Source organism: Serratia sp. CY52157, assembly GCF_052168495.1.
In the GTDB taxonomy this organism is placed as follows: Bacteria; Pseudomonadota; Gammaproteobacteria; order Enterobacterales; family Enterobacteriaceae; genus Serratia; species Serratia ureilytica.
Genome location: NZ_JBJNMO010000007.1, coordinates 181482 through 206467 on the forward strand (window position 1 = coordinate 181482; position 24986 = coordinate 206467).

At 63.0% G+C, this 24986-nt stretch carries 18 protein-coding genes; 6 read left to right on the plus strand and 12 right to left on the minus strand.

Going from position 1 to position 24986, the window contains the following annotated elements:
• Positions 1 to 133 precede the first annotated feature (133 nt).
• The gene (locus ACJ8IP_RS20860) at positions 134 to 316 is read left to right on the plus strand and encodes a hypothetical protein (RefSeq protein ID WP_046687632.1); all 183 of its coding nucleotides are present in this window, start codon (positions 134 to 136) and stop codon (positions 314 to 316) included.
• On the opposite strand, the gene baeR is transcribed toward ACJ8IP_RS20860, so the two are convergent.
• Genes baeR through ACJ8IP_RS20890 form a run of 6 tightly spaced genes read right to left on the minus strand, consistent with a single transcriptional unit; the run spans position 313 to position 11298 of the window.
• Positions 313 to 1029: a two-component system response regulator BaeR gene (baeR, locus tag ACJ8IP_RS20865; RefSeq protein WP_033644062.1), complete on the minus strand. Its 717-nt coding sequence runs from the start codon at positions 1027 to 1029 to the stop codon at positions 313 to 315. The two genes, ACJ8IP_RS20860 and baeR, sit on opposite strands and share 4 nt — an antisense overlap.
• Positions 1029 to 2411: a two-component system sensor histidine kinase BaeS gene (baeS, locus tag ACJ8IP_RS20870; RefSeq protein WP_033644061.1), complete on the minus strand. Its 1383-nt coding sequence runs from the start codon at positions 2409 to 2411 to the stop codon at positions 1029 to 1031. Before baeS ends, baeR begins: the two co-directional genes overlap by 1 nt.
• Positions 2408 to 3838, minus strand: a complete 1431-nt coding sequence (gene mdtD, locus ACJ8IP_RS20875) for a multidrug transporter subunit MdtD (RefSeq protein ID WP_164106906.1) — start codon at positions 3836 to 3838, stop codon at positions 2408 to 2410. Before mdtD ends, baeS begins: the two co-directional genes overlap by 4 nt.
• Positions 3839 to 3848: 10 nt before the next feature.
• Positions 3849 to 6929, minus strand: coding sequence for a multidrug efflux RND transporter permease subunit MdtC (gene mdtC, locus ACJ8IP_RS20880; RefSeq protein WP_047574078.1), 3081 nt, complete (start codon positions 6927 to 6929; stop codon positions 3849 to 3851).
• Positions 6926 to 10045, minus strand: a complete 3120-nt coding sequence (locus tag ACJ8IP_RS20885) for an MdtB/MuxB family multidrug efflux RND transporter permease subunit (RefSeq protein ID WP_047025609.1) — start codon at positions 10043 to 10045, stop codon at positions 6926 to 6928. Before ACJ8IP_RS20885 ends, mdtC begins: the two co-directional genes overlap by 4 nt.
• Complete coding sequence (locus tag ACJ8IP_RS20890; RefSeq protein ID WP_442524507.1) at positions 10045 to 11298, minus strand: MdtA/MuxA family multidrug efflux RND transporter periplasmic adaptor subunit; 1254 nt, start codon at positions 11296 to 11298, stop codon at positions 10045 to 10047. The genes ACJ8IP_RS20885 and ACJ8IP_RS20890 overlap by 1 nt, the downstream gene beginning before the upstream one ends.
• A 269-nt stretch (positions 11299 to 11567) precedes the next feature.
• On the opposite strand from ACJ8IP_RS20890, the gene ACJ8IP_RS20895 reads away from it, so the two are divergent.
• The gene (locus ACJ8IP_RS20895) at positions 11568 to 12521 is read left to right on the plus strand and encodes an aldo/keto reductase (RefSeq protein WP_240289951.1); all 954 of its coding nucleotides are present in this window, start codon (positions 11568 to 11570) and stop codon (positions 12519 to 12521) included.
• A 61-nt stretch (positions 12522 to 12582) separates the two neighbouring features.
• Positions 12583 to 13200 (plus strand): pyridoxamine 5'-phosphate oxidase family protein, encoded by a 618-nt coding sequence (locus ACJ8IP_RS20900; RefSeq protein ID WP_033644055.1) that lies wholly within the window; start codon positions 12583 to 12585, stop codon positions 13198 to 13200.
• Here ACJ8IP_RS20900 and ACJ8IP_RS20905 read toward each other — a convergent pair.
• Together ACJ8IP_RS20905 and yegD are read right to left on the minus strand one after the other, a co-directional pair.
• Positions 13197 to 13763 (minus strand): GNAT family N-acetyltransferase, encoded by a 567-nt coding sequence (locus tag ACJ8IP_RS20905; protein ID WP_033644054.1) that lies wholly within the window; start codon positions 13761 to 13763, stop codon positions 13197 to 13199. The genes ACJ8IP_RS20900 and ACJ8IP_RS20905 overlap by 4 nt on opposite strands.
• A 51-nt stretch (positions 13764 to 13814) precedes the next feature.
• A complete protein-coding gene (gene yegD, locus ACJ8IP_RS20910) occupies positions 13815 to 15167 on the minus strand; it encodes a molecular chaperone (protein WP_442524508.1) in 1353 nt (450 codons plus the stop codon).
• Between the two features lie 271 nt (positions 15168 to 15438).
• On the opposite strand from yegD, the gene ACJ8IP_RS20915 reads away from it, so the two are divergent.
• The 3 genes from ACJ8IP_RS20915 to alkA all read left to right on the plus strand — a co-directional run bounded on the left by ACJ8IP_RS20915 (position 15439) and on the right by alkA (position 19088).
• On the plus strand, positions 15439 to 16449 hold the full coding sequence (locus ACJ8IP_RS20915; protein ID WP_197666693.1) for an AraC family transcriptional regulator: 1011 nt from the start codon (positions 15439 to 15441) through the stop codon (positions 16447 to 16449).
• Between the two features lie 147 nt (positions 16450 to 16596).
• The gene (locus ACJ8IP_RS20920; RefSeq protein ID WP_033651541.1) at positions 16597 to 17436 is read left to right on the plus strand and encodes an oxidoreductase; all 840 of its coding nucleotides are present in this window, start codon (positions 16597 to 16599) and stop codon (positions 17434 to 17436) included.
• Positions 17437 to 17597: 161 nt separating this feature from the next.
• Positions 17598 to 19088 carry a DNA-3-methyladenine glycosylase 2 gene (gene alkA, locus ACJ8IP_RS20925; RefSeq protein ID WP_164106909.1) on the plus strand — a complete coding sequence of 497 codons (1491 nt, stop codon included), beginning with the start codon at positions 17598 to 17600 and terminating at the stop codon, positions 19086 to 19088.
• 6 nt (positions 19089 to 19094) lie between these two features.
• Here the strand turns inward: alkA and ACJ8IP_RS20930 are convergent, their stop codons facing one another.
• From ACJ8IP_RS20930 to ACJ8IP_RS20945, 4 genes are all read right to left on the minus strand, one after another.
• The gene (locus tag ACJ8IP_RS20930; RefSeq protein WP_033644048.1) at positions 19095 to 19448 is read right to left on the minus strand and encodes a DNA-binding protein; all 354 of its coding nucleotides are present in this window, start codon (positions 19446 to 19448) and stop codon (positions 19095 to 19097) included.
• Positions 19449 to 19643: 195 nt separating this feature from the next.
• Positions 19644 to 22973, minus strand: coding sequence for a diguanylate cyclase (locus tag ACJ8IP_RS20935; RefSeq protein WP_042785187.1), 3330 nt, complete (start codon positions 22971 to 22973; stop codon positions 19644 to 19646).
• A 185-nt stretch (positions 22974 to 23158) separates the two neighbouring features.
• The gene (gene mgtE / locus ACJ8IP_RS20940; RefSeq protein ID WP_015378729.1) at positions 23159 to 24592 is read right to left on the minus strand and encodes a magnesium transporter; all 1434 of its coding nucleotides are present in this window, start codon (positions 24590 to 24592) and stop codon (positions 23159 to 23161) included.
• Positions 24593 to 24695: 103 nt separating this feature from the next.
• Complete coding sequence (locus tag ACJ8IP_RS20945) at positions 24696 to 24878, minus strand: YfgG family protein (protein WP_004941600.1); 183 nt, start codon at positions 24876 to 24878, stop codon at positions 24696 to 24698.
• Positions 24879 to 24986 lie beyond the last annotated feature (108 nt).

Below are 24986 nucleotides of genomic sequence, written 5' to 3' on the forward strand. Positions count from 1 at the left end.
AAGCTAAGGGAGGGGCGGTGATTGCGCAGCGCAGTATTTGGGACGTCTAAGCCGTGGAACACTCGCGATTTCATCTTGGCGGGTTCACCTCGCAGAGATAAAATAGGGCAAATTTTGCACAGGAGCGCCAAGGATGGAAAAAATCGAACGGTCAGTAGGAAATGATAAAAGCGAGGGCAGCGATAAAGATTGGGAGCCTCTGTTGAGAATGATCGCTAACACAGCCCTACCACACGACTTCCTGCTGTCGGATGAGCGACAACAGGGTGTGGCTGACCGCGCGCCTTGGTGGAACGCAGTCGATTCTCTCCCCTAAACCCCATTCACCAGCCGGCAGGGTTCGGCTTCCCAGCGGTAACCGACGCCGTATACCGAGCGGATAAAGGATTTTTGCCCGTCGATCAGCTCCAGCTTGCGGCGCAGGTTTTTGATGTGGCTGTCGATGGTGCGGTCGGTGACCACCCGATAGTCGTCATACAGGTTATTCAGCAGCTGCTCGCGCGAAAATACGTTGCCCGGCTGGCTGGCCAACGTCTTCAGCAGGCGGAACTCCGCCGGCGTCAGATCCAGCAACTGCCCCTGATAGCTGGCCTGGAAACGCGGTTCATCGATGTGCAGCAGGTCATCTTCCCGCGCATTCTCCTGCGGCCGATAGCTGCGGCGCAGGATGGTTTTCACCCGCGCCACCACCTCGCGTGGGCTGTAGGGTTTGCAGATGTAATCGTCGGCGCCGATCTCCAGCCCCAACAGGCGGTCAATCTCTTCGATTTTCGCCGTCACCATCACGATCGGTACGTCGCTGAAGCGGCGCAGCTCGCGGCACACCGTCAGCCCATCGGCGCCCGGCAGCATCAGATCGAGCAAGATCAGCGCCGGCGGATGCTGGTGCACGGTCGGCACCACCTCATTGCCGTTGGTCAGCCAACGGGTGGCGTAGCCCGCCGCCTGCAGATAATCCACCAGCAGCTGGCCCAGCTTGGGCTCATCTTCAACAATCATGATCTGCACGGGTTGATTCTGAATGTCCATCAGGGCGCCTTATTTTTTATCGGGGTAGCAAATTCTACTGTAATGCGCACGCCGCCTAAAGGCGAATGCTCGGCGCGGATTTTCCCGTCGTGCGCTTCCACGATGTTGTGGCAGATCGCCAGCCCCAATCCGGAACCGCCGCTGGCGCGGTTGCGCGAGCCTTCCGCCCGGTAGAAACGTTCGAAAATGCGCGTCAGTTGCTGATCGCTGATGCCCGGCGCGCTGTCCTGCCAGCAGAGGGACAGCCGCCCCGGCTGCAGCTCGGCGCTGATTTCCAGCCGGCCGCCGGCATCGGTGTAGCGCAGGCTGTTTTCCAACAGGTTATTGAACAGCTGATTCAGGCGATCGGGATCGCCGAACAGCGGCGCCTGGGGCGGCAGATGGGTAACGATCTCCAGCCCTTTGGCGCGAAAGCGCTCGCGGAAGGCGGCGACGGCGATCTGCAGCAGATGCACGCAGTCCACCGACGATTTGCGATAGGCCAGCGCGCCGAGATCGGAGAGCGAAAGCTGGTGCAGATCGTCGACCAGTTTGGTCAGAGTGGACACCTCGGCCTGCAGCGAGCTGAGTGACGCGGGCGTCGGCTGGCGCACGCCGTCCTGCAGCGCCTCCAGCTCGCCGCGCAGCACCGCCAGCGGCGTGCGCAGTTCGTGCGACACGTCGGCCATAAAGGCGCGGCGCATCTGTTCATTTTTCTCCAGCGAGGTGGCCAACTGGTTGAAGTCGTGCGCCAGCCTGCCCAGCTCATCCTGGCTGCTGACCGCCACGCGGGCGGTGAAGTCGCCCGCCGCCAATCGATGGGTGCCCGCCACCAGGCGTTTAACCGGGGCCAGCATGCCGCGCGACAGTAGCCAGGTCACCGCCGCCGCCAGCAGGGTGGAGAGCGCGACGATGATCCAGCTGGTGCGGCGCTGCTGGCGATCGAAGTTGATGTCGGTATTGCGCGTCAGGCGTTCGACCGGGGTAGTGAGCACCCAACCGACGATCTCGTTGTTGTAGCGGATCGGGTGGCGCGGCCCCTCTTTCGGCAACGGGCCGGAATGCCCGACCAGCCGATTGAACTGGCTGTCCACCACCCAAAACTGGGTGCGCCAGCCTTTGGGCGGCAGGTTGTGGCTGCTGTCGCTGTTCTGCTCGAACGAACGCATGATTTGGTAGACCACCTGATCGTTGTTGCGCAGGAATATCCAGTTGCCATGATGGCTGTACTGCTCCTCCAGCGCTTCGCTCAGCATGTTGATGCGCTGCTCGTTACTGCTCTTGATGTAGTCGATAAAACCGCGCTCAAAGCTGACGCGCACCCCCCAGTGCATGGTGATCAACACCAGCATGCAGGTGGCGAAAATGGCCAGGAACAGCTTCCCGGTAATGCCTATCTTCATTGCAACCTCGTTGAGCCGGTGCCCGGCTCTTTGGCCAGCGTGCGGTTAGGCGCGCTATCCGCCGGCACGCGCGCGAAGGCCAGCGCGGGCAGGGCGATAATCAACGCCATACAGCAGTAGCTGTAAATAAATGCGCTGTGGATGGCCGGGCTGTCGGCCACCGCCTGGTGATGGGCGAAGCTGCCGATCAAGATGCCGGCGACGCTGACGCCGAGGCTCATCGACAGCTGCATGACCATCGACAACAGGCTGTTGCCGCTGCTGGCCAGGCGGTCCGGCAGGTCTTTCAGCGTCAGGGTATTCATCGCCGAGAAGCGCAATGCGTTGACCATCCCCTGGAAGAACAGTATCACCGGCAGCAGCCACAGCCAGCCGAGCATCGCCGCCAGCAGGAAACTCAGGCTGACCAGCGCCAGCAGCAGCGTGGCGGCCACCAGCACGTTGCGGTAGCCGAAGCGGTTGACCACCTGCACCACGATGCGCTTCATGCCCATGCTGCCGATGATCATCGGGATCATCATCAGCCCGGCGTGGAACGGCGTGAAGCCCATGCCCACCTGCAGAAACAGCGGTGTCATGAACGGCAGCATGCCGCTGCCGATGCGCCCCAGCAGACTGGCCAGCAGCCCGATCTTGTAGGTCGGGGTGCGCAGCAGCCGCAGCGAGAACAGGGCGCGGCTATTGCCGTAGGCATGCCAAACATACCCCAACAACGCCGCCGCGCCCAGCGCCACCAGGCCGGCGATGGCGCCGCCGGTCAGGCCCATGCCTTTGTGGCCGTCGAGCGCCAGCGTCAGCGACGCCATGCCGATCGCCAGCAGGAAAAAGCCGCTGAGATCGAAGCGGCGGGTCTGCATTTGGTAGTTGGGCATCAGCAGCAGCGTGGCGATGGCGCCCACGATGCCCACCGGAATATTGATCAGGAAAATCCAGTGCCAGCTGGCGTATTGCACCAGAAGTCCGCCCAGCGCCGGCCCCATCAGCGGGCCGATCTGGCCTGGCAGCGTCACGAAGGTCATCGCCGCCATGTACTGCTCGCGCGGCACGATCTTCATCACCGTCAGGCGGCCGACCGGCACCATCATCGCGCCGCCGATGCCCTGAAGCACGCGCGAGGCGATCAGCTCGTTCAGGGTTGCCGAGCGGGCGCAGAGGAGGGAGCCGAGGGTAAACAGCACAATGGCGCTGAAAAACACCCGCTGTACGCCGACCTTGTCCGCCAGCCAGCCGCTGGCCGGCAGCGTCACCGCCACCGTCAGCACATAGGCGACGATCACCGACTGCATGCGCAGCGGGTTCTCCCCCAGGCTGGCGGCCATCGAGGGCAGGGCGGTATTGACGATAGTGGTATCCAGCGTCTGCATAAAGAAGCCGAACGCCACTATCCAGAGTTGCCAACGTACCGTGGCGGCGTGTTTCATCAGCATCGGTCGGCCATTAGTGCGGCAGCGGGGCCAGCTGCTTGTTGCGGCGGAACTTCGCCTGCAGCCGGTCGAAGTAAAGATAGACCACCGGCGTGGTGTACAGCGTCAGCAGCTGGCTCATCACCAGACCGCCGGCGATGGTGATGCCGAGCGGCTGGCGCAGCTCCGCACCGTCGCCGCTGGTCAACACCAGCGGCAGCGCGCCGAACAGCGCCGCCAGCGTGGTCATCAGGATCGGCCGGAAGCGCAGCAGGCTGGCCTGGAAAATCGCCTCGCGGGCGCTGATGCCGCCGTTGCGCTGCGCCTCGAGCGCGAAGTCGACCATCATGATGGCGTTTTTCTTCACGATGCCGATCAGCAGCATGATGCCGATCAGCGCGATCAGGCTGAACGGCGCGCCGAACAGCTCGAGCGCCAACAGCGCCCCCACGCCCGCGGAAGGCAGGGTGGAGAGGATGGTCAGCGGATGGATATAGCTCTCGTACAGCACGCCGAGCACGATATACACCGTGGCGATCGCCGCCAGGATCAGGATCAGCTGCGACTTCAGGGTGTCCTGGAACACCTGGGCGGTGCCGGCGAAGGCGCCGCGCACCGTGGACGGCACGCCGAGCTGAGTCATGGTGCGTTCGACAGCGGCGGTGGCGTCCGACAGGCTGCCGCCGTCCGGCAGGTTAAAGGAGATGGTTGAGGCGGCGGACAGCCCCTGATGGTTGACCGACAGCGGCGCGTTGGCCGGTCGCCAACTGGCAAAGTAGGAGAGCGGTATCGCCTTGCCTTCGTTGTTGATGATGAACATCTTGTCCAGCGAGCTGACGTCCTGAGTGTAAGGCGGCGCGACTTCCATCACCACCTTGTATTGGTTGAGCGGTTGATAGATGGTCGAAATCTGTCGCTGGCCGAAGGCGTTGTTCAACAGGTTGTTGGCGTCGGACACCGAAATGCCGAGGCGCGCCATGGTCTCGCGATCGTAGACCAGATCCATCTCCGAGCCTTTATCCTGCTGATCCGAGTTGACGTCCGCCAGCTCGGGCAATGCCGCCAGCGCGGCGCGGATCTTCGGTTCCCAGTCGCGCAGCGCGGCGAGGTCATCCGCCAGCAGCGTATATTGGTAGCTGGCGTTGGCCTGGCGGCCGCCGACGCGGATATCCTGCACCGCCATCAAGAACAGGCTGGCGCCCGGTTCTTTGGCCAGGCGAGCGCGCAGGCGGGCGATCACTTTCTGCGCGTCGTCGCTGCGCACCGACAGCGGTTTCAGTGAGATGAACATCGAGCCGCTGTTGGTGCGCGAGCCGCCGGTAAAGCCGGTGACGTTTTCCACGTCCGGATCTTCGCGCACGATTTTCATGAAATCTTCCAGTTTGCCGCGCATCGCCTGGAACGAGATGCTCTGATCGGCCTGGATAAAGCCCATCAGGCGGCCGGTATCCTGTTCGGGGAAGAAGGTTTTCGGGATGCTGATATACAGCCAGACGTTGAGCGCAATGGTGGCGAGGAACACCGCCAGCACCCAGCGCGAGTGGCCAAGCACCCAGTTCAGCGAGCGTCCGTATCCCTGCTGCAGCGCCAGCAGCATTTTGCCGAAGCCGCGCGCGCGCCGCTGCGAACGCGCCGGCTGGTGGCGCAGCAGATAGGCGCACATCATCGGCGTGAGCGTCAGCGAGACGATCAGCGACAGCCCGATAGACACCGACAGGGTGACGGCGAATTCGCGGAACAGCCGGCCGGGCAGGCCCGCCATCAGCAGCAGCGGGATAAACACCGCCACCAGCGAAACGCTCATCGACAGCACGGTGAAACCGACCTCCCGCGCGCCCAGCAGCGCAGCGTTGATCGGTTTCATGCCGGCCTCGACGTGGCGGGAAATGTTTTCCAGCACCACGATGGCGTCGTCCACCACAAAGCCGGTGGCGATGGTCAGCGCCATCAGCGACAGGTTGTTGAGGCTGAAGCCGCACAGGTACATGGCGGCGAACGAGCCGATCAGCGACACCGGCACGGCGACCGCCGGGATCAGCGTGGCGCGGCCGGAGCGCAGGAAGATGAACACCACCAGGATCACCAGCCCGATGGCGATCGCCAGCGACTGTTCGACCTCGGCCAGCGACGCGCGAATGGTCGGCGAGCGATCCTGCGCGACGTTGAGCGAGATTGCGGCCGGAATGTTTTCCTGCAGCGCGGGCAGCTCGGCGCGAATGCGATCGACGGTTTCGATGATGTTGGCGTCCGGCGCGCGGCTGATGGCCAGAACGATCGCCGGCTTGGCGTCGGTCATCCCGGCGTTGCGCACGTCCTGCACCGAATCTTTGACCTCGGCCACGTCGCCGAGCCGCACCGCCGAACCGTTGTTGTAATGAACGATCAGCGGGCGGTAGGCGTCGGCGGTTTTCAGCGCGTCGTTGGCCTGGATTTGCCAACGTTGCTGCGGGTTTTCGACGGCGCCCTGCGGGCGGCGCACGTTGGCGTTGCTGATGGCCTGCCGCACGGCATCCAGCGAAACGCCCTGATTGAACAGCGCCGAAGGGTTCAACTCCACCCGCACCGCCGGCAGCGAGCTGCCGCCCACGGAAACGTCGCCGACGCCTTCGGTCTGGCTGATCTTCTGCGCCAGCTGGGTGGACGCGAAGTCGTAAAGCTGCCCCTGGCTGTAGGTGTCCGACGTCAGCGTCAGGATCATGATCGGCGCGTCGGAAGGGTTGACCTTGCGATAGCTGGGGCGGCTCGGCATGCCGGTCGGCAACAGGCTTTGCGCGGCGTTAATCGCCGCCTGCACGTCGCGCGCGGCGCCGTTGATGTCGCGGCTGAGATCGAACTGCAAAATCACCCGGGTGCTGCCGAGCGAGCTCATCGAGGTCATTTCATTGACCCCGGCGATGCGGCCCAGCGCGCGCTCCAGCGGCGTCGCCACCGAGGAGGCCATGGTTTCCGGCGAGGCGCCCGGCAGCGACGCGCTGATCGAAATCACCGGAAAATCCACCTGCGGCAGCGGCGACACCGGCAGCAGGCGAAAACCGATCGCGCCGCTGATGGCGATGGCCAGCGTCAGTAGGGTGGTGGCCACCGGCCGGTGAATGAACAGGGCGAAGAATTTCACGGCAGCTCCTGCGTATCCGGCTGGCGATGCGTGTTGCGCGCCAGTTTGTCAAACAGCAGGTAGATCACCGGCGTGGTGAACAGCGTCAGGATCTGGCTCATGATCAGGCCGCCGACCATACAGACGCCGAGCGGATGCCGCAGCTCCGCGCCGACGCCGGTGCTGAGCATCAGCGGCAGCGCGCCGAGCAAGGCCGCCAGCGTGGTCATCAGGATCGGCCGGAAACGCAGCAGGCAGGCCTGATAAATGGCGTCGCGCGGCGATAAGCCCTGTTCGCGTTCCGCCGCCAGCGCGAAGTCGATCATCATGATGGCGTTCTTCTTCACGATGCCGATCAGCAGGATAATGCCGATGATGGCGATCACGTCCAGTTCGCTGCCGGCCAGCATCAGCGCCAGCAGCGCGCCGACCCCGGCGGTCGGCAGGGTGGAGAGGATGGTCACCGGATGAATGAAGCTTTCATACAGCACGCCCAGCACGATATACATCGCCACCACCGCCGCCAAAATCAGCCACAGCGTGCTGCCGAGCGCCGCCTGGAAGGCCAGCGTCGCGCCCTGGAATTGGGTGGTGATGTCTTTCGGCATGGCGAGATTTTTTTCCGCCTGGGTGACGGCGTCTACCGCTTCGCCGAGCGAGTAGCCGGCGGCGACGTTGAACGAGACGGTGGCCGACGGGAATTGGTCGAGGTGGTTGACCGACAGCGGGCCGAAACGTTCTTCGATTTTGGCGATGGCGCTCAACGGCACCACGGCGCCGTCCTTGCCGCTCAGACGGATCTCATTGAGCGCCGCCAGTCCCGGCGTCGCGCTGACGTCGTGCTCCAACACCACCCGGTATTGATTGGCCTGGGTGTAGATGGTGGAGATCAGGCGTTGGCCGAAGGCGTTGTACAACGCATTGTCCACGTCGCTCATGGTGACGCCGAGGCGCGAGGCCGAATCGCGATCGACGTTGACGTAGGCGACCAGCCCCTGATCCTGCCAATCGCTGGTGACGTCCGCCAGCTGCGGGGTGCGCTTCAGCTCATCCATCAGCTGCGGCACCCACAGGCTGAGATCGTCCAGCGACATCGCCTGCAGGGTGAACTGGTACTGGGTGCGGCTGACCTGGGTATCGATGGTCAGATCCTGCACCGGCTGCAGGTACAGCTTCACGCCGGGGAACTGCGCCGTTTGCTGCTGCAACCGGCTGATGATCGCCGGAATGCGGTCGCTGCGTTCGCTCAGCGGCTTCAGGTTGATCTGCAGCCGGCCGCTGTTGAGCGTGGCGTTGCTGCCGTCGACGCCGACGAACGAGGTCAGGCTCTCCACCGCCGGATCTTTGAGGATCTGCGCCGCGACCTGCTGCTGGCGCTCGGCCATATTGCTGAACGAAACGCTCTGCGGCGCCTCCAGCGTGCCCTGAATGATGCCGTTGTCCTGCACCGGGAAGAAGCCTTTCGGGATCAGCAGGTACAGCAACACCGTCAGCGCCAGGGTGCCCACGGCCACGCCGAGCGTGAGCCAGGGGTGGTTAAGCACCGTTTTCAGCCACTGGCCGTATCGCGCGATCACGCGCTCGAAAAAGCGCTCAGAGGCGGCGGAGAAGCGGTTCTGCTTGCGCAGCGATTCGTGGCTGAGCATGCGGGCGCACATCATCGGCGTCAGCGTCAGCGATACCACGGCGGAGATCAAAATCGCCACCGCCAGCGTCACGGCGAACTCGCGGAACAGGCGGCCGACGATGTCGCCCATGAACAGCAGCGGGATCAGCACCGCCACCAGCGAGAAGGTCAGCGAGATGATGGTGAAGCCGATCTCGCCGGCCCCTTTCAGCGCGGCGTCGAGCGGCTTTTCCCCTTTCTCGATGTAGCGTGAGATGTTCTCGATCACCACGATGGCGTCATCCACCACGAAACCGGTGGCAATGGTTAATGCCATCAGCGTCAGGTTATTGATGGAGAAGCCGAGGAAATACATGGCGGCGAAGGTGCCGACCAGCGACAGCGGCACCGCCACGCTGGGGATAATGGTCGCCGGCACGTTGCGCAGGAACACGTAGATCACCATTACCACCAGCGCGATCGCCAGCAGCAGCTCGAACTGCACGTCGCTGACCGAGGCGCGGATGGTGGTGGTGCGATCGGTCAACACCTTGACGTCGACCGACTTGGGCAGGCTTTTAATCAGCGTCGGCAGCATTTCGCGGATGCTGTCGGCGGTGGTGATGACGTTGACGCCGGGCTGGCGCTGAATGTTCAGCACGATCGCCTGCTGCTGGTTGGCCCAGGCAGCCAGTCGGGTATTTTCCGCCCCTTGTTCGATGGTGGCGATATCCTGCAGGCGGATCGCCGCGCCGTTCTGATAGGCGACGATCAGCTGGCGATAGTCGTCGGCGGATTTCATTTGGTCGTTGGCGGACAGGGTGACCGAGCGGGTCGGGCCGTCCAGGCTACCTTTCGCCGAGTTGACGTTGGCGTTGCTGATGGCGGTGCGGATGGTTTCGCTGTTCAGGCCATAGGCGGCGACCGCCGCGGCGTTCAGTTTTACACGCACCGCCGGGCGTTGGCCGCCGGCCAGGGTCACCAGGCCGACGCCGGTCACCTGAGAGATTTTCTGCGCCACGCGCGTCTCCACCATGTCTTCCACCTGCGTCATCGGCATGGCGGTGGAGGTGACGGCCAGCGTCAGGATCGGCGGATCGGCCGGGTTAACCTTGCTGTAAATCGGCGGGTAGGGCAGATCGTTCGGCAGCAGGTTGGTGGCGGCGTTGATCGCCGCCTGCACTTCCTGCTCCGCGACGTCGAGCGGCAGCGCCAGCTGGAATTGCAGCGTCACCACCGAGGCGCCGCCGGAGCTTTGCGACGCCATTTGCTTCAGGCCGGACATCTGGCCGAACTGGCGTTCCAGCGGCGCGGTAATGGCGGAGGTGACCACGTCCGGGCTGGCGCCGGGATACAGCGTCACCACCTGGATGGTCGGGTAGTCCACTTCCGGCAACGCGGAAACCGGCAGCGCGCGATAGCCGATGATCCCCGCCAGCAGTATCGCCACCATCAGCAGGGTGGTGGCGACCGGGCGCAGGATAAACAGGCGGGAAGGGCCGCCGCCGCGGGTCGGTGGCATCACCTGCATCAGGACTTCCTCTGAACGTCAGGTTCGCGCTTGGCTTTTGACGCCGCAGGCGCGTCGTTCGGCGCCAGCACTTCCACCTGCATGCCTTCGGTCAGGCGATCGATGCCGTCGGTCACCACCCGATCGCCGGCGTTGAGGCCGGCGCTGATCACCACCTGCCGGCTGTCCTGCACGCCGGCGGTGACCCGGTGTTTGCTGACCTTGTTGTCTTCGCTGAGCGTCCAGACGAAGTTGCCTTCGTTGCCCATCTGCAGCGCGGCGGTCGGGATCACCACCGCATCGTGCAGGGTATCCACCTGCAGCCGCGCGTTGACGAACTGGTTGGGGAACAGCGCGTCGTCTTCGTTGGCGAAGCGCGCTTTCAGCTTGATGGTGCCGGTGGCGGTATCAATTTGGTTGTCCAGGCTCAGCAGCGAACCGGTCGTCAGCTTGTTCTGGTTGGTGCGATCCCAGGCTTCGACGCTCACCGGACCGGCTTTTTGCGCCTTGAGCAGATCGGCGATGTTGCCTTCGGGCAGCGTGAACACCACGTCGATCGGGTGCGTCTGCGTGATCACCACCAAACCGGTGGTGCTGCCGCTGGTGACGTAGTTGCCGACGTCGACCAGTTTCAACCCGACGCGGCCGTCGATTGGCGCAGTGATGCGGCTGTAGGTGATCTGCAGTTTGGCGCTGTCGACCGCGCCCTGATCGGCTTTGATGGCGCCTTCGGTTTGCTGCACCAGCGAGGCCTGCGTATCCAGCTCTTGACGGGAAACCAGATTGGTTTTCACCAATTGCTGGTAGCGCGCCAGATCGCGTCGGGCGTTGGCCAGCGTGGCCTGATCTTTCGCCAACTGCCCCTGCGCCTGGGTCAGTTGCACCTGGAACGGCCGGGGATCGATCTCCGCCAGCAGATCGCCGGCTTTGACCTGCTGGCCTTCGGTAAAGTGGATCGCCATCAGTTGGCCGTCGACCCGGCTGGTAACGGTGACGGTATTGGCGGCGGTGGCGGTGCCCAAGCCGGAAAGATAGCGCGGCACCGTCTGTTGCGTGGCCGTCGCGGCCTGCACCGGCGACATCGGCGCGCCGCGCCGCCCGCCCGCCGCGCGACCGGCCCCCGCTTTGCCGCCGGCCTGCTGCGCGCCCGGGGCCGTGCCGGCCGGCGGTTGAGCGGCGTTAAAATAACGCCAGGCGAAGACGGTGGCGATGACCAGGATGGCCGCAACCAGCAGGCGCGGCATCAGGGAACGGCGTTGGGGTTTTGCATTCATGGCGGCGAAAATTCTCTCCAAAAGGCAGGGGTGCGGGCACTCATTGCCACAAAAATGACACTCCTTACAGGATACTAGTTTAGCCAGCGGGGACGGCATAAAAATGAAGGAAATATGGAGGAACCGTCAGCATTGTCCTAATAAGTGGGTGATTTGAGCGTGCTATGTTTATAAGTGATTTGTTTCAGCTTATAGCCAATCCGTTTTAGCGTTCTATCCTGGTTGGCGCTAATAATTAACCCGCGAATCTTTTCCCACAGGAGCAGGTGATGAGCAACAGAGAATTGGGCCGCTCAGGCATTCAGGTGCCGGCGTTGACCTTTGGCGGCAATGTGTTCGGTTGGACGGCGGATCAAGCGACCTCGTTCAGCCTGCTGGATGCGCTGGTGGACAATCAGCTCAACTTTATCGATACCGCCGACGTTTATTCCAGCTGGGCGCCGGGCAACCGGGGCGGCGAATCGGAAACCGTCATCGGCGAATGGCTGAAGAAGAGCGGCAAGCGCGACAAGGTGATCATCGCCACCAAGGTGGGCAAACCGATGGGCGAAGGCAAACAGGGTCTGTCGCCGCGCTATATTCAGCAGGCGGTGGAAGATTCGCTGCGGCGCCTGCAAACCGATTATATCGATCTTTATCAGTCGCATGACGATGACCGCGATACGCCGTTGGAAGAGACGCTGGCGGCGTTCGATGCGTTGATTAAGGCCGGCAAGGTGCGGGCGATCGGCGCCTCCAACTATCAGGCGGATCGCCTGGAAGAAGCGCTGCGGGTGAGCGAGAGCAACGGATTGGCGCGCTACGAAACCCTGCAGCCGGAATACAATCTGTATGCGCGCGAAGGGTATGAAGCCGAGCTGGAGGGGGTGGCGCAGCGCCATGGCCTCGGGGTGATCAACTTCTTCGCGCTGGCCAGCGGCTTTCTGACCGGCAAATACCGCAGCAAAGCAGATGAGGGCAAAAGTCAGCGCGGCGATCGCATCGTCGAACGCTACCTGAACCCGCGCGGTTTCCGCATCCTGGCGGCGCTGGATCAGGTGGCGGGCAAACACGGCGTCTCTGCGGCGCAGGTCTCGCTGGCCTGGCTGATCGCGCGCCCGAGCATCACCGCGCCGATCGTCAGCGCCACCTCGTTGTCGCAGCTGGATGAGTTGGTCAGCGCCACGCGTCTGACGCTGGATGCGGACGACATTCAGACGCTGAACCACGCCAGCGCCGAGTAAGAGCCGCCGGCGATTTTGCTCTATGCTGAAGGAGTCAATATGACTCATTCAGGAAACTGCAATGTCTGGCGATATCATCAACGACCTCGCGGCGCTGGAACAGCTGTACGGCAAGCCTGCCGCGCCCTCGGTTTTTAAAGAAGTCAGCTACATCCACCCGGCGTACCGTCCGTTTATCGAGGCGGCGCCGTTCGCCGCCCTCTCGACGGTGGGGCCGGACGGCATGGACGTCTCGCCGCGCGGCGATCCGGCCGGTTTCATTCATATCGAAGACGAGAAAACCCTGCTGTTGCCGGATCGGCGCGGCAATAACCGCATCGACAGCCTGCGCAATATCCTGCACGACAACCGGGTGGCGCTGCTGCTGCTGATCCCCGGCATCGGCGAAACGCTGCGGATTAACGGGCGGGCGGAGATCGTGGTGGCGCCGGCGGTGTTGCAGCGCTTCGCCCACCGCAACCAGCTGCCGCGTTCGGTGCTGCGCATTCGGGTGGAGGCGGTGTTCTTCCAGTGCAGCCGGGCGATCTTGCGTTCGGGGTTATGGGAAGAGGCCAGCCGCCTCGAGCGTTCGGTGCTGCCCAGCCCCGGCCATATTTTGGCCGCGGTGAGCCAAACGCGCTTCGACGGTGAGGAGTACGACAGCGCGCTGCCGCAGCGGCTGAAGGATACGCTGTATTAATCGCCGTGGCGTTCGCGCCACGTTTGTCGATTCAGCCGGTACAAGACGTGCTTTTGCAGCGGATGGCCCGCCGGCAGACGCGGGTGCAGGAAGGTTTCGCCGTCGAAGCGCATACCGATGCGCGTCATCACCCGGCGCGACGGCTGGTTATCTTCGGCGGTGAAGGCCACCACTTCCGGCAAATGCAGCGTGTCGAAGGCGCACGCCAGCGCGGCGCGCGCCGCCTCAGCGGCGTAGCCGTTGCCCCAGTGGGCCGCCGCCAGCCGCCAGCCGATCTCCACGCAGGGGGAGCAAGGCAGATCGTCGCCCGGCCGCGCCAGCCCGACAAAACCGATAAAAGGCGCGCCGCTTTTCACTTCCACCGCCCACAGCCCCCAGCCGTGCTGTTGCAGGAAGGCGCGGATGCGTTCGGCCTGCGCGCGGCTTTCCTCGGCCGTCATCGTCGCCGGGAAATAGCGCATGACCTGCGGATCGGCGTTGAGCGCGGCGAAGGCCGGCAGGTCGTCGTCGCGCCAGGGGCGCAGCCGTAGCCTGGCGCTGTCGAGGGTAAGGATGGTCGACATGATGCATAGCCTCCAATGAACAAGGGCGCGGCGAGCCGCGCCCTTGGGCTGTCAACGGAACAGCGTTTGCGCCCAGCGCGCCAGCCCGGCGGTGACCGAGCCGAAGTCGTTGCCGCCGACGATCGGAATGCCCGGCAGCTGCTGTTGCAGCGCGGCGCGCAGCAGCGGCGAACGCGCGCTGCCGCCGGTCAGGTAGATCACCTGCGGCGCGGTCTGGCTGCTGGCCAGCGCGGCGCTGACCTGCTCCTGAATGCGCATCAACGGCTGCGAGATGGCGTCGGCGAGCTGATCCTGGCTGATGTTCTCCGCCAGATCGGCCTGCACGAAATTGAGCGGCGCGCTGATGGCCGTTTGGCCGGACAGGGCGATCTTACTCTCTTCGGCCGCCCGCACCAATCGGTAGCTCAGGCGCTGCTGGTACACTTTCAGCAGGCGCTTGACCTTTTCCGGCTCCGCCGCGTCGAGGATCAGATCGCGCAGCACGCGGCCGTTGGCGGCGCTGTAGAAATCGTTTTGCGCCGGCACATCGTTGGTCGCCACCGCGTTCCAGTAAGGCAGCGCCGGCAGGGCGATGCCTTTGGCGGTTTTGCCGCCCAGGCCGAACAGCGGCATCAGCTGCTTGAAGGCCAGCATGATGTCCAGATCGTTACCGCCGACCCGGCAGCCGCTGTGGCCCAGCAGGCTCTGCTGGCGATCGGCGCGGTTGCGCCACTGCGGCCCCATCAGCAGCACCGAGCAGTCGGTGGTGCCGCCACCGATGTCCACTACCAGCACGGTTTGCTCTTCGCTCAGCGTCGCTTCGAAGTCCAGCCCCGCCGCCACCGGCTCGAACTGGAACTCAATGTCCTTGAAACCGGCGCGTTCGGCGGCGCGTTGCAGAATGCCCTGCGCCTGCCGGTTGGCTTCGTCGCCGCCGATGCCCTGGAAGTTGATCGGCCGGCCGATCACCGCCTGATCGATGCCGGTTTGCAGCACATTTTCCGCCTGGCGTTTGATGTGGAACATCATGGCGCACACCAGGTCTTCGAACAGCGCGATCTGCTGTGGTTTCAGGCCGTTGGCGCCGAGGAAGGACTTCGGCGAGCGCACGAAGTACACCTCTTCCGGATCTTCCATATAGTGCGCCAGCGCCTGCAGGCCGAACAGCACGCTGTCGCCGTTGACCGGAATGTCTTCTTCGCGGTTGTAACTGATGGCGCGGCGCAGCAGCTGCTGGTTTTCTTCGCTGCCGGTCGGGATCTGCCAATGGCGGTGCAGGCATTCGCTCACCGCTTCGCGGGTCGGCGCGCACAGCATCGAAGGCAGATAGGGCGCGTTGTTTTCCAGCGTCAACAGCTCGGGGCCGTGGTCGCGCATCACTGCAACGGAACAGTTGGCTGTCCCGTAATCGAATCCAATAAACATCTCTTTTTTGTCCCCATGCCAATGAAGGGGGGCGACTTTACCCGAGACGGGGCCGGCGGGCAATGCGCCAATGCGCGAGTGTCGAAAAATTTAGCGGGCGCGGCGGCGTGCGCGAACTTTCTCAGTGCGGATAACGCTCAAGCCGCAGCAATGGCACAGTCGGCTATGAAAATGGCGTGCTTCGCCCATCAAGACGCACGCCATTTCTTTATACTCAACAGGTATTCCGAGCGGGGAATGCCTTTCCCTATGACTCTGTGATGAGGATTTCATGACGCGCAACTCGACCTTTCTCATGAATATCGGCTGGAGAACCCTGCTGAAAGATCTGGGGCTCCAGCCGACGGATGTTTTACGCCGGGCTGCATTGCCTGAAGATCTGTTGTCACGCACCGCTGAAGGGATCACTACGGAAGAATATTTCCGCTTCTGGCGCGCGATGGAGGAAGGAACGGGCGACCCGTTGTTTCCGTTGAAAATCGTTGCGCTGATGTCAACGGAATCGTTTGACCCTCCGATATTCGCCGCCCTGTGCAGCGCCAATCTGGCGCAAGCTGTCCAGCGGTTAGCGAAATACAAGCAACTTACGGCGCCGATGAGCCTGGAGCTCGCCATCGGCCCTGAAGGCGAAATGACGATTTTACCCCGCTGGCTGTTGGCGGAGGAGGCAGTACCGGCGTCTTTGCTGGTGGCTGAGCTGGCATTTTATGTTCGGCTGGCGCAGCTTGCCACGCGCGAACAGGTAAAAGCGCGCCGTATCACCTTGCCTGAACTGCCGCCTGCAGCCCTTTCACGCCCCTTGGCAGCCTTCTTCGGCTGCGCGGTAACGCCTGGGGCAGGGCCGGGCATTACTTTCTCCTCCGCAGATGCCTTGCGTCCCTTTTTGACTGTGAATGAGGGCATGTGGCGCGTTTTCGAACCCGAGCTGCGTCGTCGCCTCAGTGAACTGGACGCCACGGCAACCACCGGAGAGCGCGTTTGTGCGGTGCTGCTGGAGTTGATTCCCAGCAATACCGCCGGCATCGACGCGGTGGCGGCAAGATTGGGCATGAGCCGCCGGACGCTGCAGCGGCGTCTGGAAGATGAGGGCGAGAGTTTTCGTTCGCTGAGCAACGGCACCCGGGAAAAATTGGCGCGCCACTATCTTAAGCATTCGACCCTTACCAGCGGAGAGATTGCCTTTTTGCTCGGTTTTGAAGAGCCGAACTCTTTCTTCCGCGCCTTTCACGAATGGACAGGGCAAACGCCGGAAGCGGCTCGCCAGGCGATGCGGCTGAATTAGCCGAGAGGCGCTGTTCACGTTGGCGCATTCTGCGAGTTGATTGGCGCGGTTCGACATGGTTGCGGCAGGGCCCGTCGCTTAAAGTGGACAACATACAGACTGCGCAGGCAGTCGCCAACGCAATCATCCTAATAAGGAGCAGTCAGTATGAAGTCCAAAGTGATCCTGGTGACCGGCGCCTCGTCCGGTATTGGCGAAGCCACCGCCGTCACGTTAAAGCAGCGCGGGCATACCGTTTATGCGGCCGCCCGCCGGGTTGAACGCATGCAGGCTCTGGCTGCCGCCGGCATTCGCGTTTTGCCGTTGGACGTCACCGACGATGCTTCCATGGCGCAGGCGGTAAAGACCATCATCGCCGAAACGGGGCGTATCGATGTGTTGGTCAATAACGCCGGTTACGGCTCCTATGGCGCTATTGAAGACGTTTCTGCGGATGAGGCTCGCGCTCAATTTGATGTGAATGTGTTCGGTGCGGTTCGGCTGACGCAGCTGATTTTGCCGCACATGCGAGCGCAGCGCTCCGGCACCGTCATCAATATTACGTCGATGGGCGGGAAAATACATACGCCGCTGGGCGGATGGTATCACGGCACCAAATTCGCCTTGGAGGCCATCAGCGACTGTTTGCGCATGGAGGTGCAACCTTTCGGCATCGACGTCGTGGTGATCGAACCCGGCGGCATCCAGAGTGAATGGGCGGATATCGCCGCGGAAAAACTGATCGGCGTTTCCGGCCAGAGCGAGTACGCCGCTCAGGCTCACGCTGTCGCCCACGCCATGGTCAGCGACGCCAGCAAGAAACGGCAATCGCCGCCGAGCGTGATTGCCGATACGATCGCCAAAGCCGTCGCCGCCCATCGTCCGAAAACGCGCTATGCCGTGGGGTTTGGCGCGAAACCGCTGATTTTTCTGCGGCGCTTGTTGTCCGATCGCGCCTTCGATGGGCTGATGCGCCGGGCATTGGGGGTACCGCGCCAGGGGCAATAAGTCGTCGGGCAGCGGGGCTTTATGTCGGTGGCGGTGAAAATGATGCGTCTGAACACTGTTCAGACGCATAATCATTAAAGACAATCGCTAATCTGGACGGTGGGAAGGTGCGTAACTTAATGTCCGAATTCCGCACGTCAGCGCGCTAGCCGAGTCCCATAATGCAGAAAAAACCGAACCCGAGCGTTGCCATGAATACTCAACAGCAAGCGTTGTACGACGCGCTGCGCGCGCGTGACCGCAAATTCGACGGCCGTTTTTTCGTCGGCGTCTCTTCCACCGGCATCTATTGTCGCCCGGTGTGCAGCGCCCGCACGCCGAAGCTGGAAAACTGCACCTTTTATCCGAGCGCGGCGGCGGCTGAACTGGCGGGGTTTCGCCCCTGCCTCAAATGCCGACCGGAACTGGCGCCCGGCCTGGCGCTGATCGATCTGGGCAACCGCTATGCCCAGGTGGCGGTGCAGCTCATCGAGCAAGGGTATCTGTCCGAACACAGCTGCGAAGCGCTGGCGGCGCGGCTGGGCATTTCCGATCGCCATCTGCGGCGCATCTTCGCCGAACAGTTTGGCGCTTCGCCGATCGACTACGCGCAGTCGCATCGGTTGCTGCAGGCCAAGCGCTTGCTGGCGGACACCGATCTGCCGCTCAGCGAGGTGGCGTTCGCCGCCGGTTTCGGCAGCCTGCGGCGTTTCAACGAGCTGTTCAAGGCGCGTTACCGCCTGATCCCTTCGGCGCTGCGCAGCGGCGGCGCGCGCGGTGAACGGGCCGCCGCCAGCGGGTTGGTGTTTCACCTGGGCTATCGGCCGCCCTATGACTGGGCGCGCATGCTGAATTTCTTGCAGGCGCGCGCCGTGCAGGGCGTGGAGCGGGTCGAGGGGCGCCGCTACCTGCGCTCGATCGCCGTCAGCCAGGGCGGCACGGAACACCGCGGCTGGCTCAGCGTGCAGCCGGAAGAGGCGAGCAATCGGGTTCGGGTCGAGATTGCGCCGACGCTCAGTCTGGTGACGACGGAGGTGTTGCGCCGGGTGCGCCTGCTGTTTGATCTGGACGCCGCGCCGGATCGCATCAATGAGGCGCTGGGCTCGCTGGCGGCCGATGCGCCGGGGCTGCGCCTGCCGGGCTGCGTGAACAGTTTCGAGCAGGCGGCGCGTGCGGTGCTGGGGCAGTTGGTCAGCGTGAAAATGGCGGCGACCTTCGCCGGGCGGATGGCCGAACGCTGGGGCGAAGCGCTGGCGACGCCGCATGAGGGCATCACCCACGTTTTCCCCACAGCAGAACGGGTGGCGCAGCTGCAGCCTGAAGAACTGCGCCCGCTCGGGGTGCAAGTGAAGCGCGCGGCGGCGCTGATCGAGATCGCCCGCGCGCTGGGGGAAGGGCGGCTGCAGCTCGACAACGTGCTGGACATCGAACAGGGCATCAAGGCGCTGACCGCGCTGCCGGGCATCGGCAGCTGGACCGCCAGCTATATCGCGATGCGCGCCTGGTCGTGGCCGGACGTGTTCCTGGCCGGCGACTACCTGATCAAACAGCGTTTCCCCGGCATGACGCCGCGCCAGATTGAACGCTACGCCGAGCGCTGGCGCCCGTGGCGCTCTTACGCCACGCTGCATCTGTGGCACAACGGCGGCTGGGCGCCGGAAGCGGAGAGTTGAACGCGGCTAGCGGGGAGACTCGATCAGCTGCAGCAGGCGGCTCATGCCTTCACGCATCAGGAACGCCAGCAGCTTTTCCCGTTCGGCCGGCGTGAGGTGATAGTAATACTCGATCCAGACCCGTACCGGATCCTGACGTTTGACGTCGTAATCCGGATGGTCGGTTTCGCGCAACGCTGACAGGCTGCGCGCGCCGAACGGCAGACTGTCGATATGGTATTCCAGCGCTTTGCCCTGTACGCCGCTGCGGCGGCGACTGACCCAGCCTTCGCGCCGGGCCATCAAATTGACCCCTTGCGGGGTTGAGGGCAACCCCGCCTTACCCATCAGTTCCCTGGCGGAAAACCATTTCTTTTCCATAGTCCCTTGTCTCTGAGCCATCACCTGTCGAGGAAAATCAACGGATACGTCGATGTTCGCATGGGGATTTCATCTTACTTAATCGTTTAAGCTTCAGGTGTTATTTATATCACTAATCTTGTCTTGGTTAATATCATGTAACGAACGAGATGCGAGGCGCCGCCCGGGAGACGGCGCCTGAGTGGGGGGAGAGGGTTAACGGATGCCGAAATAGCCGTCGCTGAGCAACACCGCCAGCGGCTGCTCCAGCGCCACCTGGTCGCCGTCCGCCAGATCGACGCCAATGTCGCGCAGCGCCTGCAGCGTCACCGGCTGGTGAGCCGGTCCGGCGAAGGTCTGCGCTTTAATGCGATGCGCCGCGCCGTTGAGCATCGAGACCATCAGCTCGTCCATCTGGTTGCAGTGCACGTTGGTGATAAAGCGCTCATCGATGCGAATGATGTCGATCCTCTGATCGCTGAGCTCATCGAACGCATTGATGTTATGCCCGAAGCCGTTGACGATCAGCCGGCAGCCCTGCTGCTGCAGTTCGCGGAGAAATGCCCGACACTGCGCGGCGTGCTCCAGTATCGCGGCCTCATCGACGCTGAACAGCAGCGCCTGCGGCGGCAGCGAGGAAGCGCGCACCGTTTCAGTCAGGTAGCGCTGGAAGTCGGCGCTCAGCAGGCTGTCGATGGCCAGCGGCAGCGCGAGCGACAGCCCTTTGCGTTTGATGTCGTCGGCATATTTCACCAGCAGTTGCGCCGCCGTCCAGCGGTCGATGTCCGGCATCAGGCCGTACAGCTGCGCGGCGGCGATGAACGCCTCGTGCGACAGCGGGCGGTCGTCCGGCGCCATCACCTGCAGCTTCACCTGGTGAAACGCGGCCGACAGCGGCGTCGCCGGCGGCGCGACCGCGTGAGTCAGCAGCCGCAGTTGCCCCTCGCTGATGATCGTCTGCACTTCCTGCAGGCTCAGCACCTCGTGCTGCCGCTCCAGCAGCTGTTTCTGCCGCGTTTCGTACAGATAAACCTGGCCGCGCCCCTGGTGCTTGGCGGTGTAGCAGGCGATATCGGCCTGCGCCAGCAGTTCGCTGCTTTTGGCGTCGGCGCTGATGCGCGTGATGCCGGCGCTGGCGCCGACGCGGTAAATCTTCCCTTCCCAGTAGAACGGGTGCTGGCTGATTTGATTAACCACTTGCTGCACCAGCGATTTGGCCTGTTCCAGCCGGCAGTCGTACAGGATCAGACCGAACTCGTCGCCGCCCAGCCGGGCCAGGCAATCGCTATGGCGCAGCTGATGCCGCATCAGCTGGGCGATGTCCCGCAGCAGGGCATCGCCCGCCGCATGGCCGGCGGTGTCGTTCACCGCCTTGAACCGATCCAGATCGAGGAACACCAGTGAATGCGGCGATGACGGTTCCCCGCCGGCGACGATCGCCGCTTTCAGCTGTTTCTCGAAGCGGGTGCGGTTCGGCAATCCGGTCAGCGCATCGTGCGAGGCGCTGTAGCTGAGTTTTTTCATCAGTTCGCGCGAGGCGGTGACGTCCTGCAGCACCATCACCGCGCCCATGGTTTCCCCGTCGAGGGTTTTCAGCGGTGAGACCGACTGCTGTACGTCGAAATAACGCCCGTCGCGGCTGTGCAGCACCAGCGCATAATCCGCCGGCCATTGCCGTGGGTATTGCGTGAGGTTTTCGATTTCCGGGCCGTCTTTGCCGTTGGTCAGGCGCACCACGCCGGCGACGGGCATGCCGATCGCCAATTCGAGCGGCCAGCCGCACATCTGTTCCGCCACCGGATTCATAAAGGTGATGCGCAGGTGGCTGTCGGTGGAGATCACCCCTTCGCCGATGGCGTCGAGGGTGATGTGCAGGCGCTCTTTCTCTTCGTGCAGCGCCTCGGCGAGGCTCTTGAGCTCGGTCATGTCGATATTGGTGCCGATCAGGCGCAGCGGCCGGCCCTGATCGTCGAGGATCACGTTGCCCTGGCCGCGGATATGGCGCACTTTGCCGCTGCGCGTAGTGATGCGAAACTCCATGATGAATGGCCGCGGCTGCGCCAGGATCTCGGCCAGCTCGCGATCGGTGCGCTCGCGATCTTCCGGCACCAGCAGGGTGCGCCACAACGCCAGCGTCGGCGTTTGGTCGGGGGTGAGATCGTAGAGTTCGAACATGCGCTGATCCCAGGTGAAGTTTTCCTGGCTCATCACCCATTCCCAGATGCCGACGCCGCCCACCTGGTTGGCCAGCGTGATGCGCTCCACCAACCGGTTGTTCTCCGCCTCGCTGCGCTTAAGGTCGCTGATGTCCTCCACCTGAGAGATGAAGTACAACGGCCGGCCTTCGCCGTCGCGCACCAGCGAGACCGCCAGCAGCGCCCAAACCGTCTGGCCGTCGCTGCGGATATAGCGCTTCTCCATGGTGTAGCTGCTGATATGGCCGTCGAGCAGTTCGTGCAGTTGGGTCAGGTCGGCGTTCAGATCGTCCGGGTGGGTGATCTCTTGAAAGGTCAGGCGATAAAGTCTTTCGGGCGGATAGCCGAGCAGCTTGCACAGCGCCTGGTTAACCTGCAGCCATTTGCCCTCCGGCGACACCAGCGCCATGCCGATGGCGGAATACTCCAGCGCGCTGCGAAAGCGGCTTTCGCTCTCGACGATATGTTGCTTTTCCACCCGGAAGGTGTGCATCACCATCGCCATGGCGTGCGCCGGGATCAGGATCAGCAACATCGGCAGATAGAGGCCGAGTTCGCCCAGGAAAGTGTGCTGGGAAGACTGAAGGCGCAGCAGGCCCAGCGACAGCAGGACGGTGATCAGCAAGAGAGTGCAGAAACAGACGGTGAAGGTTTCGAAGCGCGACAGCGCGATAGCCGCCCACAGCAGCGGCAGGATGACGAAGGTAAAGGGGAAGGGCAGATGTGTCAGCGCCAGATAGCTGAAGGCCAGCGAGCCCATCAGGGTCAATAGCAGCGGATACGGATTCAGCCCGGCCAACAGGCGGCGGTGATAGGTGAGCCCGAGCGGCGCCAGCGACAGCACCCCTATCGCCTCAGAGATGAACCAGGTGCCGAACGATTGCCAAAACGTTTGGTCCGGCGTGGGCGTCAGTCCGGCGGCCAGCAGCGCGCTGAACAATGGGGTAAATATCACCGCGCAGACCACGAAGCGCAGCCAACAGCCCAGATCGCTCAGCGGATCGATCGCCGGCAGCGTGCGGCGCAGCAGCAGAGCGCAGACTGCCGCTTCCAGCAGGTTGATGGCGGCCAGCTTGACGGGAATGGCGCTGAGGCCGAACAGCAGAAAGCTGGCGAGCACGATGCCTGTGCCGCTGGCCAGCAGCGGTAAACCCCAATGACGCGGGGGATGGCGATACAGCACGGCGATCGCGGCGGCGGTCGGGAACCACAGCGGCGTGAAGTGATGAGCCTCACTGGATAACGACAGGCTCAGCAAGGCGAGCAAAAATGTCGCCAGCGCCACGAACAGAGAATGTGTCAGCATAACGCCTTTGTGTGTGCCGAACGCGTTCGGCGCGCTGATATCCATAGACATCCTTACCGATGACCTCTGCCTGTGATTGGATTCATGACGTGGATGAATCAAGATGATTTATTGAAAAAGGGTAGTACAGCGCGGGAGGAAAACCTACCGGGAGGGCCGACTTTACTGCGTTAGCGCAAACCCGGCGACAGAATGACGAAAAAGCCGGCGCGGGGCCGGCTTTGAGCGTCTTACAGCAGGAACAGGGTGGCGAGGCCGAGGAAGATGAAGAAGCCGCCGGTATCGGTCAGCGCGGTGATGAGCACGCTCGAGCCGACCGCCGGGTCGCGGCCCAGTTTGAGCATGGTCATCGGGATCACCACGCCCATCAGCGCCGCCAGCAGCAGGTTGAGCAGCATCGCCAACGTCATCACGCCGCCCATCGCCGCGTCGCCGTACAGCAGCCAGGTGATCACGCCCATGATGCCGCCCCACACCACGCCGTTGATGATGGCGACGCCCAGCTCTCTGAGCATCAGGCGCGAGATGTTGCCGACTTCAATCTGGTGCAGCGCCAGCGCGCGCACGATCATGGTGATGGTCTGGTTGCCGGTGTTGCCGCCGATGCCGGCGACGATCGGCATCAGCGCCGCCAGCGCTACCAGCTGGGAAATGGTGTGCTCGAACAGGCCGATCACTCGCGAGGCGACGAATGCGGTGCAGAGGTTGATCGCCAGCCAGGCCCAGCGGGTTTTGACCGCTTTGCTGACCGGGGCGAACACGTCTTCTTCCGGGCTTAAACCGCCCATGCGGCGCAGGTTGGTGTCGCTCTCTTCGTTGACGGCGTCGACGATCTCTTCGATGGTCAGGCGGCCCATCAGTTTGCCTTTGGCGTCAACCACCGGGGCGCTGATCAGGTCATAACGTTCGAACGCGCCGGCCGCTTCATCGGCCTTGTCCTCAGGCTGAAAGGTGGCGGGGTCGCTGTCCATCACTTCGCGTACCGGGATTTCCGGGTCGTTCAGCAGCACCGCGGTGAGCGGCAGTTCGCCCAGCAGGGTGTTTTTGCGATCGGTGACGAACAGTTTATCGGTGGCGTCGGGAATGGTTTTGCGCATGCGCAAAAAACGGTGCACCGCGCCGAGCGTGACGTCCGGCCGCACCGTCACCAGTTCGAAATCCATCATCCAGCCGACGCTGTCTTTGGCGTACTGGCTCATCTCGCGCACCTGAGCGCGCTGCTCCGGCTCCAGCGAGGTCAGCAACCGGCCCATCAGGTTACGCGGCAGGTATTGCGCCAGATAGGCCTGTTCGTCCACGTCCAGCGTTTTGATCGCTTTGAGCAGGTCTTTATCGCTCATTTCTTCGATCAGGCTGTCCCAGACCGGTTCGGCGACTTCCACCAGCGTCTGGCCGCGCTTGCTGTTGCCCACCAGCCGCCACAGCGCCATGCGCTCGTCCTGCGGCAGCGCTTCCAGCAGGTCCGCCAGGTCGGCGGCGTGCATGTCGTCAAGCAGGCCGGTAATTTCCGCCGTTTGGTTCAGCAGTTCGCTTTGGCTGAGGGCGTGTTCATCCCCTGGCCGGCCGAGAATGCCGTCGACCAATTCCTTATTGTTCAACAACAGAGTGAGAATGCGCTGGCGGTGTTCAGCGACTTTTTTGACGTTATGGGTTGCGGCTGACATGGTGTTCCTTAACGGGCGCTCGGCGTTCCTGACGCAGGCTCATTAAAAGATAGAGCATAGCGAGTGCCGGAGTCATTTTTATGAAACGGACGGGGCGCGGCGGTTATTCAGAGGAGGCGTCCTGTTGCGGCGCGCTGACTTCGGCGGCGTTTTGCGCAGCGGCCTGCTTTTTTTCCTGATGATGAGGCACCGCCACCACGGCGGCGTACAGCAGTCGGCCGACTAAAATGATAAAGCTGATAAACAACACTATCTTCGTCATCTGTCCGGTGGTTTTCTTGCGCATATATCACCCGGTATGCCGGTGTCCTGTGTTATTCGCTCGAGAATTTGTAACCGGATTTTAGGCGCTGATGACAAAAGTTGTCCATTTTTTTCCGGCGAGCGGCGCGCC

Bases quoted from the DNA above. Each gene is read 5' to 3' on its own strand.
- mdtD (WP_164106906.1), bottom strand. From the start codon at position 3,838: ATGCTGATGAAACACGCCGCCACGGTACGTTGGCAACTCTGGATAGTG.
- ACJ8IP_RS20945 (WP_004941600.1), bottom strand. From the start codon at position 24,878: ATGCGCAAGAAAACCACCGGACAGATGACGAAGATAGTGTTGTTTATC.
- ACJ8IP_RS20920 (WP_033651541.1), top strand. From the start codon at position 16,597: ATGAAGTCCAAAGTGATCCTGGTGACCGGCGCCTCGTCCGGTATTGGC.
- ACJ8IP_RS20915 (WP_197666693.1), top strand. From the start codon at position 15,439: ATGACGCGCAACTCGACCTTTCTCATGAATATCGGCTGGAGAACCCTG.
- ACJ8IP_RS20935 (WP_042785187.1), bottom strand. From the start codon at position 22,973: ATGGATATCAGCGCGCCGAACGCGTTCGGCACACACAAAGGCGTTATG.
- mgtE (WP_015378729.1), bottom strand. From the start codon at position 24,592: ATGTCAGCCGCAACCCATAACGTCAAAAAAGTCGCTGAACACCGCCAG.
- alkA (WP_164106909.1), top strand. From the start codon at position 17,598: ATGCAGAAAAAACCGAACCCGAGCGTTGCCATGAATACTCAACAGCAA.
- baeR (WP_033644062.1), bottom strand. From the start codon at position 1,029: ATGGACATTCAGAATCAACCCGTGCAGATCATGATTGTTGAAGATGAG.
- ACJ8IP_RS20860 (WP_046687632.1), top strand. From the start codon at position 134: ATGGAAAAAATCGAACGGTCAGTAGGAAATGATAAAAGCGAGGGCAGC.
- ACJ8IP_RS20895 (WP_240289951.1), top strand. From the start codon at position 11,568: ATGAGCAACAGAGAATTGGGCCGCTCAGGCATTCAGGTGCCGGCGTTG.
- ACJ8IP_RS20900 (WP_033644055.1), top strand. From the start codon at position 12,583: ATGTCTGGCGATATCATCAACGACCTCGCGGCGCTGGAACAGCTGTAC.
- yegD (WP_442524508.1), bottom strand. From the start codon at position 15,167: ATGTTTATTGGATTCGATTACGGGACAGCCAACTGTTCCGTTGCAGTG.
- baeS (WP_033644061.1), bottom strand. From the start codon at position 2,411: ATGAAGATAGGCATTACCGGGAAGCTGTTCCTGGCCATTTTCGCCACC.
- ACJ8IP_RS20930 (WP_033644048.1), bottom strand. From the start codon at position 19,448: ATGGAAAAGAAATGGTTTTCCGCCAGGGAACTGATGGGTAAGGCGGGG.
- ACJ8IP_RS20885 (WP_047025609.1), bottom strand. From the start codon at position 10,045: ATGCAGGTGATGCCACCGACCCGCGGCGGCGGCCCTTCCCGCCTGTTT.
- ACJ8IP_RS20890 (WP_442524507.1), bottom strand. From the start codon at position 11,298: ATGAATGCAAAACCCCAACGCCGTTCCCTGATGCCGCGCCTGCTGGTT.
- ACJ8IP_RS20905 (WP_033644054.1), bottom strand. From the start codon at position 13,763: ATGTCGACCATCCTTACCCTCGACAGCGCCAGGCTACGGCTGCGCCCC.